General features: G+C 71.2%; 17 protein-coding genes. 6 read left to right on the top strand and 11 right to left on the bottom strand.

The annotated features are described in order from the left end of the window. Window positions 1–30: 30 nt before the first annotated feature. From ACQPXG_RS00295 to ACQPXG_RS00325, 7 genes are all read right to left on the bottom strand, one after another. Complete coding sequence (locus tag ACQPXG_RS00295; RefSeq protein WP_433465540.1) at window positions 31–1,308, bottom strand: MFS transporter; 1,278 nt, start codon at window positions 1,306–1,308, stop codon at window positions 31–33. Next, window positions 1,305–2,573: an ATP-grasp domain-containing protein gene (locus tag ACQPXG_RS00300; RefSeq protein WP_433465541.1), complete on the bottom strand. Its 1,269-nt coding sequence runs from the start codon at window positions 2,571–2,573 to the stop codon at window positions 1,305–1,307. The genes ACQPXG_RS00295 and ACQPXG_RS00300 overlap by 4 nt, the downstream gene beginning before the upstream one ends. 17 nt (window positions 2,574–2,590) lie before the next feature. Continuing rightward, on the bottom strand, window positions 2,591–3,688 hold the full coding sequence (locus ACQPXG_RS00305) for a hypothetical protein (RefSeq protein WP_433465542.1): 1,098 nt from the start codon (window positions 3,686–3,688) through the stop codon (window positions 2,591–2,593). Beyond that, window positions 3,681–5,093 (bottom strand): iron-containing redox enzyme family protein, encoded by a 1,413-nt coding sequence (locus ACQPXG_RS00310; protein WP_433465543.1) that lies wholly within the window; start codon window positions 5,091–5,093, stop codon window positions 3,681–3,683. Before ACQPXG_RS00310 ends, ACQPXG_RS00305 begins: the two co-directional genes overlap by 8 nt. After that, window positions 5,090–6,151, bottom strand: a complete 1,062-nt coding sequence (locus ACQPXG_RS00315; RefSeq protein WP_433465544.1) for a 50S ribosomal protein L11 methyltransferase — start codon at window positions 6,149–6,151, stop codon at window positions 5,090–5,092. The genes ACQPXG_RS00310 and ACQPXG_RS00315 overlap by 4 nt, the downstream gene beginning before the upstream one ends. Next, on the bottom strand, window positions 6,148–6,516 hold the full coding sequence (locus ACQPXG_RS00320) for a Rieske (2Fe-2S) protein (RefSeq protein WP_433465545.1): 369 nt from the start codon (window positions 6,514–6,516) through the stop codon (window positions 6,148–6,150). Before ACQPXG_RS00320 ends, ACQPXG_RS00315 begins: the two co-directional genes overlap by 4 nt. Window positions 6,517–6,632: 116 nt before the next feature. After that, window positions 6,633–7,970 carry an iron-containing redox enzyme family protein gene (locus tag ACQPXG_RS00325; RefSeq protein ID WP_433465546.1) on the bottom strand — a complete coding sequence of 446 codons (1,338 nt, stop codon included), beginning with the start codon at window positions 7,968–7,970 and terminating at the stop codon, window positions 6,633–6,635. 595 nt (window positions 7,971–8,565) lie between these two features. On the opposite strand from ACQPXG_RS00325, the gene ACQPXG_RS00330 reads away from it, so the two are divergent. Next, a complete protein-coding gene (locus tag ACQPXG_RS00330; protein ID WP_433465547.1) occupies window positions 8,566–9,048 on the top strand; it encodes a hypothetical protein in 483 nt (160 codons plus the stop codon). 25 nt (window positions 9,049–9,073) lie between these two features. On the opposite strand, the gene ACQPXG_RS00335 is transcribed toward ACQPXG_RS00330, so the two are convergent. After that, window positions 9,074–10,048, bottom strand: a complete 975-nt coding sequence (locus ACQPXG_RS00335) for a helix-turn-helix domain-containing protein (RefSeq protein WP_433465548.1) — start codon at window positions 10,046–10,048, stop codon at window positions 9,074–9,076. 97 nt (window positions 10,049–10,145) lie between these two features. Here ACQPXG_RS00335 and ACQPXG_RS00340 point away from each other — a divergent pair, with 97 nt between their 5' ends. After that, complete coding sequence (locus tag ACQPXG_RS00340) at window positions 10,146–10,604, top strand: rhodanese-like domain-containing protein (RefSeq protein ID WP_433465549.1); 459 nt, start codon at window positions 10,146–10,148, stop codon at window positions 10,602–10,604. A 168-nt stretch (window positions 10,605–10,772) separates the two neighbouring features. Then, complete coding sequence (locus ACQPXG_RS00345) at window positions 10,773–12,272, top strand: DEAD/DEAH box helicase (RefSeq protein WP_433465550.1); 1,500 nt, start codon at window positions 10,773–10,775, stop codon at window positions 12,270–12,272. Between the two features lie 84 nt (window positions 12,273–12,356). On the opposite strand, the gene ACQPXG_RS00350 is transcribed toward ACQPXG_RS00345, so the two are convergent. Together ACQPXG_RS00350 and ACQPXG_RS00355 are read right to left on the bottom strand one after the other, a co-directional pair. Next, window positions 12,357–13,163, bottom strand: coding sequence for an acyltransferase (locus ACQPXG_RS00350; protein WP_433465551.1), 807 nt, complete (start codon window positions 13,161–13,163; stop codon window positions 12,357–12,359). Window positions 13,164–13,257: 94 nt separating this feature from the next. Further along, window positions 13,258–13,731 (bottom strand): hypothetical protein, encoded by a 474-nt coding sequence (locus ACQPXG_RS00355; RefSeq protein ID WP_433465552.1) that lies wholly within the window; start codon window positions 13,729–13,731, stop codon window positions 13,258–13,260. A gap of 173 nt (window positions 13,732–13,904) precedes the next feature. On the opposite strand from ACQPXG_RS00355, the gene ACQPXG_RS00360 reads away from it, so the two are divergent. Continuing rightward, window positions 13,905–14,429 (top strand): peptidylprolyl isomerase, encoded by a 525-nt coding sequence (locus tag ACQPXG_RS00360; protein ID WP_433465553.1) that lies wholly within the window; start codon window positions 13,905–13,907, stop codon window positions 14,427–14,429. 60 nt (window positions 14,430–14,489) lie between these two features. Further along, window positions 14,490–15,386: a rhomboid family intramembrane serine protease gene (locus ACQPXG_RS00365; RefSeq protein ID WP_433465554.1), complete on the top strand. Its 897-nt coding sequence runs from the start codon at window positions 14,490–14,492 to the stop codon at window positions 15,384–15,386. A 121-nt stretch (window positions 15,387–15,507) separates the two neighbouring features. On the opposite strand, the gene ACQPXG_RS00370 is transcribed toward ACQPXG_RS00365, so the two are convergent. Further along, window positions 15,508–15,765, bottom strand: a complete 258-nt coding sequence (locus tag ACQPXG_RS00370; RefSeq protein WP_132200853.1) for a cell division protein CrgA — start codon at window positions 15,763–15,765, stop codon at window positions 15,508–15,510. A gap of 110 nt (window positions 15,766–15,875) precedes the next feature. Between ACQPXG_RS00370 and ACQPXG_RS00375 the strand changes: the two genes are divergently transcribed. After that, window positions 15,876–16,634: a DUF881 domain-containing protein gene (locus ACQPXG_RS00375; RefSeq protein ID WP_433465555.1), complete on the top strand. Its 759-nt coding sequence runs from the start codon at window positions 15,876–15,878 to the stop codon at window positions 16,632–16,634. The last annotated feature ends 26 nt before the right edge of the window (window positions 16,635–16,660 follow it).

Genomic DNA, 16,660 nt, shown 5'->3' on the forward strand with positions numbered 1-16,660 from the left:
CGCGCCGTCCCCGGCACAGGCCGTCCTGCGTCATTCGCCGGCCTCGCCTGCGGTGGCGGGCTCGAGGGCGGGCCCCGGCTCGTCCGCCGGGCGCCGCCCCGCCAGCCCGGCGCCGGCGGCGACGAAGCCGGCGGCCATGAGCCCGAACGCCCCGGTCAGCACCCAGACGCCCGAGCCCCACGCGTGCCATGCCGCGACGCCGATCATGGGGCCGAGGGCGTAGCCGGCCTGCTGCGGGATCGTCGCCGCCGCGATGTAGCGGGCGCGCAGCGCGGTCGGCGCGACCAGGCCGGGGTAGGCCATCATGGACGGCGCCGCGATGATCTCCCCGAACGTCCACACGACCGTCGCGAGCAGGAGCAGCGCGACCGGCGTGGGGCCGGTGTACAGCAGATGGCCGATGCCCAGCGTCGCCATGCCGAGCGTCATCGGCAGCCCGATCGGCAGCCGCTGGAGCCATTTGGACAGCAGCACCTCGAAAGTGATGACGATGCCCCCGTTGACGGTCAGCAGCATCGCGAAGACACGCTCGTCGTGCCCGGACCCGGTGACGAACAGCGGTAGGGCGGCCGACGACTGGATGTAGGCCACCGCGGTGAAGAAGAGCCCGAGCACGACGAGCATGAACCGCCGGTCGGCCAGCACCTGCCCGTACCCGCCGCGCTCGCCGCCGGATCCGCCGCCCCCGCGCTCGGGCTCGGTGTCCGACCGTAGCGCCGCGTAGGCGACGACGCCGAACGCCAGCGACGTGGCCGCGTCCACATAGAACAGTGCGCCGTAGGAGGTGTAGGTCAGCAGCAGCGCCGCGCCCAGCGGGCCGACCGTCGAGCCGACGTTGAACGTCAGCCGCAGCACCGAGAAGACCATTACGTGCCGGTCCTTGGGCGTCAGCTCGACGACCCATGCCATCGCGGCCGGCCGGTACGCCTGCGCGGTCAGCCCCGCTCCCCCGGCGACCAGCGCGCCGGCCCACACGTTCGGCACGTGCACGAGCGCCGCGGTCAGCACCGCCGTGCCCGCCATCGAGCCGACGATGACCCAGCGGTAGCCGACGCGGTCGGCGGCGGCGCCGCCCACCGCCGACCCGGAGATCCGGCCGATCATCAGCGCGGTCAGCACGACGCCGCTTTCCCACGCGCTGAAGCCCTCGCCGGTGAGGAACAGCACGAGGAACGCGTTGAGAAACGCCGCCAGGTTGCTGATCAGGTTGCCGAGAACGAGGATGCGGACCGTGCCGTTCATTTCGCGCAGCGTGGCGAGGATCGTCGGGTGCCCGGCCGCCGTGTCCTCGCCCTTCGGTGCGGTCACGTCGACGTCTCCAGCGGGGTGCCCTCGAACGTGAAGTACCGGGCGGCGTCCGGGACGGCGGCACGGGTCTCCGCCAGCGTCTCCCCGACCGCGATCACGTAGCCGCAGCGGGCCAGGCCGTGCGGTGGCCGCCGTATCCGCATCCCCGGCTCGGCTCCGACCTCGACCTCCGCGACCGGCGGGCGCATCAGCTCCGGGTGCGCCGTCGCCGAGATGATCTCCATGTCGTACGGGGGATAGGCGAACCGGATCGACGCCGCCTTCCGCGGCTTCGGGAACGCCACGGCCGGGGGACGTCCCACCGCGACGTCGGCCGCAGCGAGCGGCGCGTCGACACCGGACGTCAGCAGCCCGAGATACGGGATCATCCCGCCGCCCAGCCGGACGTTGATCTCGATGACGTGCTTCGCGCCGTCCGGGGTCAGCTTGAACTCGATGTGCGTGAACCCGTCCGTGAACCCGACGGCGGCGTGGACGCGGGTCAGCGTGTCGTGGAACTCCGCGTCGGACAGCAGCGGGTCGTTCGCGTCCACGTCATGGCCGATCTCCTCGAAGGCCAGGTCGCCGCTGCCGCCGAGCACCTTGCGCGCCACGATCAGCGGCGTGCACTCCCCCTTGAACAGCACGCACTCGACGGAGATCTCGGGGCCGTCGAGGAACTCCTCCACGATCACGTAGTCGCCGAACTGGCGGATGCCGCCCATCCGCGTCCCGTCGGTGAGCGCGAACGCGGCGTCCAGGTCGTCCGGCCGCTCGACCTTGCTGAGGCCGAGGCTGCCGCCGAGGTTCCGCGGCTTGACGATGATCGGGTAACCGATCTCGCCGGCGAACGCGCGGGCCTCCGCCAGCGACGCCACGGCGCGGGACGCGGGCTGCGGGAACCCGGCGTCCGCCAGCACCGCCCGAGTGGCGGACTTGTCGCGGCACCGCGCCACCGCGTCCGGATCGAGGACGGGGAAGCCGAGCGCCGCGCTGAGGTGCGCGGACGTCTCGATGTAGACCTCGTCGTAACAGAAGACCCCGGCGACCTCGTGGTCGCGGGCCACCTCGCGCGCCGCCGCCGTCAGCTTGTCCAGGTCGAGGCAGTCGACGACGGTGTGCCCGGCGATGTAGGGGTCCTCCCAGGTGGCCGGGGTGGGATTCAGCAGCCAGAGCCTGTACCGCGCCGACACCGACTCCAGGATGTACCTGCGGTAGACCCAGTAACTGCTCGCGACCAGCAGAAGCAGCGGACGCTCGTCGCCCGCGCGCGCGTCATACGGCATACGAACCTCGATCGCTGTCAGGAGAAAAGGTCTTCGGGACCGCCGCGGCGGCGGACGTCGAGGGTGGCGCAGTGGAAGCCGCCGCCGAACGTGTTGACCGTCCGGAACGGGACGGGGATGGGGGTGAAGCCCTCCTTCTCCAGCAGCCGCAGCAGTTCGGTCTCCTGGGCCTCGACGAAGATCCGGTCCTGGTCGAGCATCAGGGTGTTCATCGCGATCCAGCGGCTGCAGAAGTACATCGTCTGGTCGGCGGGGATCGCCGGCTCGGGGCAGATCAGCACGTCCCAGCCGGCGAACATCTCCGGCAGTTCCGGCACCCGCTCGGGGTTGATCAGCACCCGGCCGGGGCGCAGCGGCACGAACGTGGCGTTCAGGTGCATCGGGTGGTCGTCCATGAAGGCCACCTCGTGCACCCGGAACTCGTCGCCGAGCAGGCGCCGCACCCACTCGATGCCGAACCGGTTGGTGACGTGGCTGCGCTGGACGAGGATGTCCCGGCCGAACCGCATGAAGTCGCCCGCGTCCACGATCGGCTCGAACTCGGTGATGACGGACGTCGCGTCCGGGAACGGGTCGCCCGGGGACGGTGCCGCGGGCTTGGCGGCGGCGTAGCCGGGGTTGTAGGAGTCGTTCGTGAGCTGCGGTTTCGGCGCGGCGACCCAGCGGGCGCCGCGCCGGAAGTAGTCCTTGAAGATCGTCCGGAAGGGGTGGGTGGCGAAGTAGTACGACCGCCAGCCCATCGTCGCCTCGACGATCTGGTCGCCGGCGATCAGCGCGATGTCGCGGGGGAAGGTGTGCGACGACCCGCCGGTGGACGTCCAGTCGGCCGTCCCGAAGGAGCGGGACTGGTCGACCGGGTCGGGCCGCCGGACCGTGACCCCCTCGCCTTCGAGGATCGACACGAACCCTTCGAGCTCCTCGTGGGCCGCCTCGACCTGCTCCTGCGGGAAACCGCCGCCGCCGTTGCGGCGGTAGAAGTCCCAGGCCTCGGGCGGCACGGTCGCCTCGATCGCCGGGTGCCACGGCGGGACGGCGGCGCCGTCGATGACGCCGACGATCACCTCTTCGAGCGGGTCCCACTCGGTGTACGAGCCGACGGGGGAGTTCTCAGCCATTCCGGGACGTCCTTTCGACGGTTCGCACGGTCACGCGGGCCTCGGGCGACGCGGCCTTCAGGCCGTGCAGGCGGCTGCGCGGCACCAGCAGCACGTCGCCGGTCCCGAGCCGGTGCGGGTTCTCGGTCGCCCACGCGTAGACGTCCACCTCGCCGGAGGTGACCTCGACGAGCCGGTCGGTTTCCTGAACGCCGGTACAGAACGGGCTGTCCGGACGAAGGGTGCTGGTCACGGCGTCGTCCATCGCCGCGGACGCCAGCGCGGCGCCCTGCTCGGTGTGCTCGGCGAGCGTGTCGGCCCAGGTGATCTGCGCGCGGAAGTCGGCGTCGCCGAGGCGCAGCAGCAGCTTGGTGTCCTCGATGCCGCGCACCAGTTCGGGGATCACCAGCTCGCCGTGTGTGCGGGCGAGGCCGAGCAGCAGGTTCTCGTAGGTCATCCGTCCGTGATGGACGTCGATGTGGGCGTGTTCGTCGCAGTACTTGGCGTCCACCCGGTCGCCGTAGACGGCACGGAGCATGGCGCCCGTGTCGGCGAACCCCTGTGCGAACAGCCACTCCAGGTAGGTCACCGCGGCCATGTAGCGGAACATGCCGCGGTGGTCCTCGGTGAGCCAGTTGAAGTAGTTGACGCCGACCAGGGAGCTGGTCAGGTAGAAGTTCCAGTAGGCGTGCACGTCGGTGCGCAGCCCGACACTGGCCAGCATCTCCTTGAAGATCGTGCTGTGCTTGGCGCCGTAGACCCCGTACCCGAACTCGTCGTTGAAGATCTTGAACAGCTCGGACTGCTCGACCCCGTACGACCCGCCGAGGTTGCGCGCCATGGCGGACGCCTCGGTCAGCGCGTCCAGCGCGAGCTGGATGAGGTGCAGCGCCGCCGCGTCCTCCGCGTTCCGGCACTCGGTGATCGCCCGCATGGTGCCGGTCACCGGGGCGGCCGCGTCCACCGCCGGGTTGGCGCCGGACGCGTCGGCGGGCGCGCCCGCGCCTCCGACCTCGGCGAGGAAGTACGCCTGCAGCTCGTCCAGTGTCGTCACCGGCGGCACGGTGACGGCGTCGTCCAGGAAGGAGAACGCGTACCGCTCCAGGCCCGGCCGGACGGTGTCGCGCAGCGCCCGCACCTCGTCGCCGTAGAAGAGGTCGAAGTCGTCCTTCGCGGAGGCCAGCCCGGCGGCCGGCAGCAGGATCATGTCGCTCTCGTAGGCGTTGCAGAGCACGCGCCCGGCGGTGAGCTGCCCGCCGCCGAGGAACTCCGCCTCGGTCGCCGGTACGGAGAAGTCCCGGTCGGCGGCGCCGGGCGGGCCGATCGGACGCAGGAACGGGTTGCCGGCGATGAAGACGTCCGGCCCCGGCTGGAAGATCCGCTGTCCGCAGTACGCGGCGAGCGCGCTCGTCGTCGTGGTCGTCATGCCTCCACCTCGAACCCGGCGTCCACGTCGAAACGCACGCACTCACCGTCGTGGGACGCCTCCAGCACGACCGGCTCCCCCGGCTGGACGTGCAGCGGGACGGGCAGGCACTGGATCGCCTGCTTCCAGTGCGAGTCGTGCCCGGGCGCGTTGCCGATCGTGATGCCCGGCAGCAGTTCCATCTCGAACCAGAACGCGATCGCGTGCAGCTTCCCCGCCGCCGTCGGGCGGACCCGCAGCTCGGCGCGCCGGGGCCGCGCGTCGGCGGTGTAGAAGTCGAAGTCGAACACCGGCAGCGGGTCGGAGAGCGTCCGGTGCTCGTGCCGGTGCAGCCGGGAGTCGAAGTACTCCAGCGTGGACAGCCTGTTGAACGGCGCCAGGTCGAACCCGTACAGCTTCCCGACGTGGTTCTTGCGGTGCAGCGGCTCGCTCTCGACGAGCTGCGCGATGATCCGTCCCCGCGACGGCATGATCGTCGCGTCCTGGGCGAGCAGATGCTCGCGGGCGTGCGCGATCGTGCCGAGGATGCCCTCGCCGAGCAGCCCGCAGTCGACGATCTCGGTGACCAGCAGGCCGGCGCGCCTCGGCAGGTCCTGCGGCACCGTCATCCGGGTGGACATCTTCGACACGACGGAGACCGCGTCGTCGTACCCGGCGACCCGGACCACCCGCGACGTGGTCTCCGCGACGGACGGCTGTCCCTCGCACGCCACCACCTGCCGCGCCCCGGCCCGCGCCGCCATCATCGCCAGCAGGCCCGACCCGGCGCCGATGTCGAGGACGAGCGCGTCCGGGGCGGACGCCACCGCCTGCCGGATCGCCCGGTCGTAGAGCTCGGCGCGCTCCTCGTCGTGCAGCATCTCCCAGTGCCAGCGGGGAACGGCCCTGCGGACCGCCCGGTTCCGCCCGACCAGCGCCTCCTCGTTGTCGCGGTCGAGGCCGAGGATGAGCTCGAACGCCCGGGCGGCGTCCTCGTAACGTCCCTGATGGTGCAGCTCGCGTCCCCATCTGAGGAACTCGGCGAGCTTCGGCTCGTCGCGGGTGTCGGTGGTCTTCATCGGCACTCGGCCCCCTCGGCCTGGTGGGTCGGGTCGGGCGGCAGGTTGGCGAGGATCTCCTTGCGGACGACCGACACGGGGGCGCCGTCGCCGTCCGGAAGCACGACGACGGCCTCGTCCCCGCTGCGCACCATCGGCAGGCAGGACCGCTTCACGGCCGCGACGCCGACCCGGGTGCCGTGCCACGGGCAGCTCAGCCGCCGCCCGTCGGGGGTGCGGCGGGCGAGGCTCAGCGGGCCGCCCCGGTGCGGGCAGTGGTCGCGGACGAGCAGCGCCCGCCCGTCCGAATGCAGGACGAAATAGCGGTCATGGCCGACCATCACGGTGTTGTGCCGGCTCAGATCCATCACGATGACGCGTGCCATCGGCTCCTCTTGTCGTTCGGGCGCGGCCGGTGACGGGCGGGGACGGCACAGGGCATGGCGCGGGCAGTCGGGGTGGGGCGTGACGGGACCCGGGAGCGTTCAGGGAGCGGGACGTGTCAGCCGGGGGCCGCGGTGTGGAGCAGGCAGACGGTCTCGGACGCCGCCGGCCGCACCCCGTAGAGCCGCCCGGCGGGGATCAGCACGACGTCGCCGCGGGCCATCCGCTCGGGTGGCCCGGTCGGGGTGGTGACGAGGTCGGCCTCGCCGCGCTCGATCTCCAGGACCATGGCGTCGTCATGGTTGCGGGTGCCGAACGGGGCGCCGGGCGTCAGGACGATCCGCCGCGGTGCGCCCTCGGTCCGCGTGTCGCCGGCGAGTTCCCGGGCCCGGGCGAGCCCGTCGGACCAGCGGATCTGGGCCGCGGTGTCCTCCTCGAACCAACCGCCGACCAGCCGTGCCTCGGCGACGCCGCGCAGCAGCTCGGGGACGACCCGCGGCCCGTGCCGCCCGGCCAGGGCCAGCAGCACCTGCTCGCGGGTGATGCGCCCGTGATGCTCGTCGATATGCGCGTGCTCGTCGCAGTAATGCAGATCGACGGCATCGCCGAATATGTCCCGGAAGACCTTCACCATTTCCACGAAGGCGGGCGCGAACACCGCCTCCGCATAGGTGACGGCGCCCGCGTAGCGGAAGAATTTCGCATGGTCGCGGGACAGGTAGTAATAGTAGTTGTTCGTCGCCAGCGGACCGGCCAGATAGAAGTTCCAGTACGCGTGGACATGTGTCGCCATCGCGCGGCTGCGCAGCATTTTGGCGAAGATCGTGGTGTGCTTGGACTCGTAGACCCCGTAGCCGAACTCGTCGATGAATATCTTGAACAGGGCCGACTGTTCGGGGCCGTAGGCGCCGGCGAGGTTGCGCGACATGGCGGACGCCTCGGTCAGCCCGTCCAGTGCCAGCTGCACCAGGTACAGGTCGGCGGCGCGCTCCCTGTCGCGGGCGTTCGCGATGGCGGCCAGCGCGGGCGACGGCCCGGCCGCGGCCTCGCCCACCACATGCTGGAAGTAGGCGTCCAGCACGTCGGGGGCGGCGGCGCCGCTGACGTCCACCGCGTCGTCCAGGCAGCCGAACGCGAAACGTTCCAGTTCTGAGAGGGAGCCTTCCCGGATTTCTTTCAGCTCTCGCCCGTAGAAGAGGTCGAAGTCTTCGTACAGCCCGTCGAGGCCCTGTTCGGGAAGCAGCACCGTCTCGGACTCGTAGAAGGTGCCGAGTAACCGGTGTGCGGCGAGGGAGCGGTGAGTGGACCAGTCGCCGGGCCCCGGCGGCCGGTCGAAGTCCGGCTCGGCCAGCGAGCCGGGGACGAGCATCCGGCGGTAGGGGTTGGGTCCGTGGAGTACCTGGGCGTCACCGCGGAACAGCGGGCTGCCGGCGAACGCCAGAATCCGCTTTCCCAAGGTGCCGCCGACTTCTTTGTCGGCAGAAGATGCCTGTGGTTGGACTGTCATTTACTTGTACCGTTCACCTGACTACTTCTGGGGTCGGGTGTAGCTGAAGGTGTGCGTGGCCGATTGTGTCGGCCTGGATCACAAGAACGGCTTTATTTGTTGTCTGTCAGGAAAATCGTTGCGGAGCGAACTCGACCTCTCACTTGCAGTGAAAGGCGCCGTTTACCCGGCCGCCGGGCAGATTAACAAAGGGCTTCCGGATGATCAACGATCGAGCCGGAACTTTGTCCGGCACCGGCCCGGCTCCGGACCCTCTCGCGGAATTCCGGTCCGGACCGAAACGATCATGGAGACATCTCGTCCGGCCGGCCGCCCCGGCCCGGCCCGCCCGCGGCCCGTCCGCGCTGACCTTGCCTCCGATGTCCCCGGGACGTTCTCGCACCCACGGCGTCGAGAACGCAACACTCGCTTGACAGTGAGTAGATGCATCGGTCAGGACAGGGCCGGAGGGACTTCCGGGACGGCTGACCGTATCCGGCCGCCGACCTCCTCCTTCGGCCCGCTAACGTCCTCAACGTCCACTCCGGAGCATGGGGGTGATCTCGTGGGCGTGCTGTGCGACTACTTCCGGGCACCCGACCGGTCCACGGCCCTGGCGTTCGTCGACGACCTGTTCACGGCGGCCGAGGCGCATCCCGACGCCGAGGCGGTCGACCTGAAGGGCATCGACCCGGTCGTCATCCTGGGGAAGCTCGTGACGCTGCTGTCGGGCCGCCCTTACGAACAGATGATGGTGTCGGGGGACATCCCCGTCGACCACATCCCCGGCCCCGAACTGCTGACCCCGGAAGACGGCGACGTGTTCCTCGTGGAGCTGGACGTGTCCGTCCGGGACACCCTCGCGGGCGCGACCGAGGCCACCCTCGACGACGTCGCCTTCGTCTGGGCGAACATCGAGGAGTTCATCGGCTGGCGGGACACCTGGAACGAGGCCGACGAGTTGCGTCCCATCATCGACGCGCTCGTCGGGATCGCCCGCCGGGCGCGCGCCGCCGACCAGATGCTCTACTGCCTCATCTGCCCCTGATCCGCTCGCAGGGTCGGCGGTCCGATCAGACGGTGACGCGGAAGGTGCGCCTGTAGGCGGACGGCGATGTCCTCATCGCCCGGGCGAAATGGTGCCGGAACGTCGCGGGGCTCTCGAATCCGACGGCCGCGCCGATCTCCTCGATCGGCGCCGTGCCGTCCTCCAGCAGCGGGAGGGACGCCAGGACCCGCTGCTTGATCACCCAGCGGACCGGGCTCGTCCCGGTCTGCCGGTTGAAGCGCCGGATGAAGGTGCGGGGCGCGAGGCGCGCCTCGCGGGACATCCGCGCGACCGTGATCGGCTCGGCGAGATGGGCGAGCGCCCAGGCCATGGCGCGTGCGACCGGGTCGTCCTCCCCCGGCGGGCTCACGGCGGCCTCCACGAACTGCGCCTGGCCGCCGTCCCGGTGCGGCGGGACGACGAGCCGGCGCGCCACCGCGTTGGCGACCCGCGCGCCGTGGTCCTTGCGGACGAGATGCAGGCACATGTCGAGCCCGGCGGCGCTGCCCGCTCCGGTGAGCACGTCGTCGCCGTCCACATAGAGGACGTCCGGCGTCACGCGGACCTTCGGATAGCGGCGCCGCAGCAGGCCCGCGTACCGCCAGTGCGTGGTGGCCGCGCGTCCGTCCAGCAGGCCGGCGGCGGCGAGGGCGAACGCGCCCGAGCAGATGGACACGACCCGCGCGCCGCGCCCGTGCGCCTCCCGCAGCGCCGCGACGACCTCGGGCGGCGGCTCGCTCCGGACGTCGGGGACGGCGACGACAAGCACGGTGTCCGCTGACGCGAACGCGTCCAGACCGTGCTCCGCGGTCATCGTGAAGCCGCCGACGGCGCGCATCGGGCCGCGTTCCGGCGAGCACACGCGCAGGTCGTACCAGGGGACGTCCAGCTCGGGCCGCGGCAGGCCGAACACCTCGACGACCGTGCCCAGCTCGAACGGCGCCATGCCGTCGAACGCGAGCACCGACACCGTGTGCCGGTGGGACGGGGGAGCGGGCATGGCGAGATCTTAGCGATACCCGGCGTTCACGCCACTTCCCGATGCCCCGCCCCGACGTCGAGGATCGAGTCGTCCGAGAACGAAGGGAGCCATCATCATGAACGTCACCGCCGTTCCCGCGGCGACCGCCGCCGAGGCGCGCCGGCACTTCGCCGCCCGCCTGGCCTTCGAGACGGACGTGTCCGATGTGGCCGCCGACCTCGCCGCCCAAGCGCGGGACATCGTCGTCGTCGACACCCGGAGCGCCGAGAGCTGGGCGCAGGGCCACATCCAGGGCGCGGTCCACCTGCCGACCGCCGGAATCGCCGAGCGCGCCGAGGCGTTGATCCCTCGGAACGTGACCGTCGTCGTCTACTGCTGGGGCCCGGGGTGCAACGGCGCGCAGAAGGCGGCACTGGAGTTCGCGAAGCTCGGCCGTCCGGTGAAGGAGATGATCGGCGGGTTCGAGTACTGGGCGCGCGAAGGATTCCCTGTGGAGACCGGTGACGGTGGCGTCACGCACCGTTCGCCCGACCCGCTCACGGCACCCGTCACGGGCATCTCGTGTGCCTGCTGAGCACGAGATGACGAATGTTCCCTCTGGGACGGGGCATAAGGACGTCCTCCGGCGACGTTAGACTCTAGGAATCACTCTTCGGCGCCGCCCTTGGCGTCAGGCTCGTCCTTGCAGCCCACTCATACCGTGGTGCCTCCCGAGACGTGCCCCCCTCTCGGAAGGTAATGCGTGACCACAGCTGCCGCTGCACAGAACCCGTCCATGCCCGCCACCGCGGACGAGGAGCGGGTTCCCACCTTCGCTGAGCTCGGCCTTCCGGCCGCGCTGGTGAGCGCCCTGGGCCGCCAGGGCATCGAGGCCCCGTTCCCGATCCAGGCCGCCGCCATCCCCGACGTCATGGCCGGGCGCGACGTACTCGGGCGCGGAAAGACCGGCTCCGGCAAGACCCTCGCGTTCGGCCTGCCGCTGCTCGCCCGCCTCTCCGGCCGCAAGGCCGCCCCCAAGCGTCCGCTGGCGCTGATCCTCGTACCGACCCGCGAGCTCGCACAGCAGGTCCAGACCAACCTGGAGCCGCTCGGCCGCGGGCTCGGGCTCCGCTTCAAGACCGTCATCGGCCAGACCTCGATGTTCAAGCAGATCGACGCGCTGCGCCGCGGCGTCGAGATCCTCGTCGCCACCCCGGGCCGGCTCAAGGACCTGATGCGGCAGGGCGCCTGCGACCTGTCCGACATCGAGATCGCCGTGCTGGACGAGGCCGACCACATGGCCGATATGGGCTTCCTGCCCGACGTCACCGACATCCTGGACGCCGCCCAGCCCGGAGGGCAGCGCCTCCTCTTCTCCGCCACCCTCGACAAGGACGTGGACGTCCTGGTCAAGCGGTACCTGAACGACCCGGTCACGCACGCGATCGGCCCGGTGGACGAGTCCGTCGACACGATGGAGCACCACCTCCTCCTGGTCGCGCCCAAGGAGAAGAGCGCGATCACCGCCGAGATCGCCAACCGCGAGGGCCGGACGATCCTGTTCGCCCGCACCAAGCACGGCGTCGACCGGCTCGCCAAGCAGCTCGTCCAGGTGGGCGTCCGCGCGGCGGGCCTGCACGGCGGCAAGAGCCAGGGCCTGCGCACCCGCACCCTCGCCGAGTTCCGCGAGGGCACCATCAGCGTCCTCGTCGCCACCGACGTCGCCGCCCGCGGCATCCACGTGGACGACGTGACCCTCGTCATGCACGTCGACCCGCCCGCCGACCACAAGGACTACATGCACCGCGCGGGCCGCACCGCCCGCGCCGGCGAGCGCGGCACCGTCGTCACGCTCGTCCTGCCGCACCAGGTCCGCTCGACGTCTTCGATGACGCGCCGCGCCGGAATCAACGCGCCGCGCACCCGGGTGAGCACCGGCGACGCCGAACTGGTCAAGCTGACCGGCGCCCGCACGCCGTCCGGCATCCCGATCGAGGGCCCGATCATCCCCGAGCGCCCGGCACGCCGCGAGGGCGGCGGACGCGGCCGTCCGGGCGGCCGTCGCGGCCGCGGCCCCCGTTCCTTCGACCGCGGGGACGGCGGCGGCCGGCGCCGCGAGGGCGACGGCGGCCGGGGGGAGCACCGCTCCTACTCGTCCGGCGACCGCCGCGGCGGAGGCCCCCGCACCGGCGGCGGCTCCCACGGCAACCGGAGGGGCACCCAGTACAACGGCAACGACCGCCGGGCGGCCCGCTACAACTGATCCACGCCCCCACTCCCTCATCGACTCGCGGCGTGTCGCTCCTCATGCGGTTGCGTATGAGGGCGACACGCCGCGATCGACGCGTTAGCCGGCCTCTTCGCTGAGGACGTCGTCGTCGCCGGTGGTACCGGCGCGGAGTTTGTCCTGGAGGATCTGCAGGCCCTCCAGGCCGTCCACCGAGAGGGCGGCCAGCTCGTCCAGGGACATCAGGGGATTGGTGCGGAGGGGCGGCTGCCAGCCGTTCTCCTTGTCGTGGCTCCGAAGGATCTTCGCGGGGACGCCGCCGATGACCGAGTGGTCGGGGAACTCGCCGCGGACGACGGCGCCGCCCGCGACCGCCACGTTCCGGCCGAGCCGCGTGCCGGGCAGGATGATCGCGCCGGTGCCGATCCAGCAGCCGTCGCCGATCACGACCGGGTTGTTCTCCGGCCACTGCCGCCCGATCGGGGTGTGCAGGTCGCCGTAGGTGTGGTTCTGGTCGGTGATGTAGACGTTCGGGCCGGTGAAGACGTCGTCGCCGATGTCGATGGACTGGTGGCCGACGATGTGGGTGCCGCGGCCGAGCGAGCAGCTCGCGCCGATCCGGACGATGACGTCGGGCCCGAGGTCCAGGCCGGGAACGAACCCGGCGGAGATCGTGACGTGCGTGCCGACGAGGGTGTGGTCGCCGATCGAGATCCACGGCTCGCCGTAGATCGCGCCGACCGGGAAGCCGATGCACGCGCCCTCGCCCAGGTAGGCGAACCTGCGGCGGCCCGGCGTGTGCGGGGTGATCTCCCCGTGCCGCTGGATCCACGCCCAGGCGTGGTGCACGGCCGTGTGCACGCCCTGACGCGCCCGCCGCCTCGCGCGGGCCGCCAGCACCTGCCCGATGGAGCGTTTCGGCGACATGGCGTTCACCGTACCGGTTGGTAGGAACCCCCGTCGCACGGGTCGCGGCACGGCGAAGGCCCGGCGCGGACGCCGGGCCCTCCCCTGTTCGTGCTCAGTGCGGCGAGTGGACCTGACCGTCCACATCGGCGCCCGTGACCGTCATGGAGTCGGCCGAGGTGGCGTCCTCCACGTGCTCACCGGAGCCCTTGGTCAGGTCGCGGATGACGCCGCGCCGTGTCGCCACCGCGCCGGCCACGCCGACGGCCGCGACGACCCCCATCATCGCCATGAGGGCGCCACGCCCGGGCTTCGCCGACTTCGGCGGTTCCACCCGTCCGGCGACATCGCTCAGGAACGTGCTCACCCGCGGGGCGATCCCGGTCTCCACGTACCGGGCCGCCCGCCGGAGCCTCGGTGCGCTCCAGCCGCGGGCGATCATCACGCGCTCGCCCGCGATGGGCGCGACCCGCCCCGCCGCGTTCGAGGCGCCCTGCCGGCACACGTCGGCGCCCTGGCGGGCCGCCTCCTGGACGCGGCCGAGCCGTGTGCGAACCACGTCCTGCGGCTTCCGGCGGATACTGATCATTAGGGACACGCTAACCTCCCTGTTTGCGAGGTCCTGTCAGGCAGCCTTCCCAGCGAACGGGAGGTAAACCCCGTGAGCGTGGTCATATGTTCACGCAGAGTGACGTATTCGGGCATGGCCGGGACCGCGCGCGACAGGCGTCACAGAACCCATCTCATGAGGAGGCGGCCAGCGTGGCCAACGAGATCTTCGCGACGTTCAACACGTCGCTCGGCAAGATCGTGTTCCAGCTCTACCCGGAGCAGGCGCCGGAGACGGTGGCGAACTTCGTCGAACTGGCGGAGGGCAACCGCACCTGGATGGACCCGCGTACCGGCCAGAAGTCGGACACGCCGCTCTACAACGGCACGATCTTCCACCGCATCATCGACCAGTTCATGATCCAGGGCGGCGACCCGCTGGGCACCGGCACCGGCGGCCCGGGCTACCAGTTCAAGGACGAGTTCCACCCGGACCTGAAGTTCAACCGCCCGTACCTGCTGGCGATGGCGAACGCGGGGCCCGGGACCAACGGGTCCCAGTTCTTCATCACGCTGAGTGTCGCCCACACCCAGCACCTGACCGGCCGGCACACCATCTTCGGCAAGGTCATCGAGGGCACCGACGTCGTCGACCGGATCGGCACGGTCCCGACCGGCCGGGCGGACCGCCCGCAGGAGGACGTCGTCCTCCAGTCGGTGACGATCGAACGCCGTTAGACGTTTCCACAGTGAGACCCCGCGACGGGTGAGACCCCGCATCGGCCCACGGAGCGCCAGATGAGCTCAGACCACAGTCCCGCCCCCGAGACCTCGGTGCCGACCTGCTATCGGCATCCGGGGCGGGAGACGTATGTGCGCTGTACCCGGTGCGACCGCTCCATCTGCCCGGAGTGCATGCGGGACGCGGCGGTGGGGCACCAGTGCCCGGAGTGCGTCGCCGAGGGCAACCGCGGGGTCCGCAGGGCGGCCCCCCGGACGGTCCTCGGCGCGCGCGGCGCCACGTCGGCGACGCCGGTCGTCACGTACACGCTCATCGGCGCGTGCGTGGCGGCGTATCTCGCCGAGCTGGCGTCCTGGCGGGTCGTCTGGGACTTCATGATGCTCGGCCGGGGCGTGCTGCCCGGCGGAGAGCTCGGCGGGGTCGCCGAGGGCGAGTGGTACCGGCTGTTCACCACGATGTTCCTGCACCAGCGCGGCGGTACGTTCGGCATCACCCACATCCTGTTCAACATGTGGGCGCTGTGGGCCGTCGGTCCCGCGCTGGAGCAGGTGCTCGGACGCTGGCGCTATCTCGCCCTCTACCTGCTGTCCGGGCTGGGCGGCTCGGTGCTGCTGTACCTCGTCGGCTCCCCGGGCGACTCGGCGGTCGGCGCGTCCGGCGCCATCTTCGGGCTGTTCGGGGCGTACTTCGTGATCGGCCGCAGGCTCGGCGGGCCGGTCGGCCCCATCGTGGTGCTGCTGGTGCTCAACCTGGTGATCACGTTCTCCGTCCCGGGCATCTCCTGGCAGGGCCACGTCGGCGGGCTCGTGGTGGGCGCGGCGCTGGCCGCGGCCTACGCGTACGCGCCCGCCGCGCGGCGGAGCCTGTTCCACATCGGCGCGCCGCTGGTCACGCTGGCGCTGCTCGCGGCACTGGTGATGGTCAGGACGGCGGAGCTCAGCCCGTCGGTGTAGCCGCGGTCGCGGACGCCGCCCGCCTGCGGCGGCGTCCGCACCCCGGCGGCTGTGGAAACCGGCTGTGGAAAACCTGGGGAAAGACGGGGTGGAGGATCCTCGACCTGTGGAAAACCCGCGGTCAGCGCCAGCGGGTCGACAGGATCACACCGAGGATGATGGCGGTGAAGCCGATCCCCAGGTTCCAGTTGTGCAGGTCGGTCATGTACGGCACGTCCGTGCCGGTGCTGGCCGTCACGTAGAAGACAGCGATCCAGATCAGGCCGATGAGCCACAGCCCGACCATCGTGGGCACGAGCCAGCGCGGGCTGACCTCGGGCGCCTTGGACTTCTGCGGCGGCGTGTAAACGGCCTTCTTGCGCACTTTGGACTTGGCCACGGTGGGATCGATCTCCTCGGGCGTCCGGCGGCCGGAGCGCCGGTCCGCGCATGGGTGGTTTGTCGGTTAGCGTAGTCGCTGGTGAGCACTGTCCGATGAGCAGATTCTCGATGAGCAGCGTACGGCGTCCAGCGTGGGGAAGCATCATCCCAGTTCTCACGCTCCTCGCGGGAACCCTGTTCGCGGCGAGCGCGAGCACGGCCCGCGGCACGAGCCTGCGCGAGCAGGGCCGTACCAGGATCACCGAGCTCATCACCGCGGAACAGCGCCGGGGCCGTCAGGAACGCGCCGAGTACCGGCGGCTCCGTCACCAGGTCGACGGTATCTCCCGGGAGGCCGGACGTCACGACGCCCGGGTGAAAAAGGCGCAGGCGGAGGCGGACCGGCTGGCGGCCGGGGCCGGCTTCACCCCCTACACCGGACGGGCCGTGCGCGTCACGCTGGACGACGCGCCCCAGCCCGGGCCGGGCGACCACCTCCCCCGCGGCGTCCGCCCGGACGACCTCGTCGTCCACCAGGGAGACGTCCAGGCCGTCGTCAACGCGTTGTGGGCGGGCGGCGCCCGCGCCATGCAGATCATGGACCAGCGGGTGATCTCCACCAGCGCCGTGCGGTGCGTGGGCAATACGCTGATCCTGCAGGGCGTCGTGTACTCCCCGCCGTTCCGGATCACCGCCGCCGGCGACCCGGACCGGCTGCGCGCGGCGCTCGGCGCGTCCCGCGAGATCGCGGTCTACCGCGAGTACGTCCGCGAGTACGGGCTCGGATACGCCGTGCGGACCGTGGAACGCGCCACGTTGCCGCCCTACACCGGCAACGTGACCATGAAGCACGCTACGGTGCCGGCGGAGCCGCCCGAGGGCGGCTAAACCCCCGTCGGCAGAGGAGGACGCGC

It is taken from the genome of Spirillospora sp. CA-128828 (genome assembly GCF_050945415.1).
GTDB lineage: Bacteria > Actinomycetota > Actinomycetes > Streptosporangiales > Streptosporangiaceae > Spirillospora.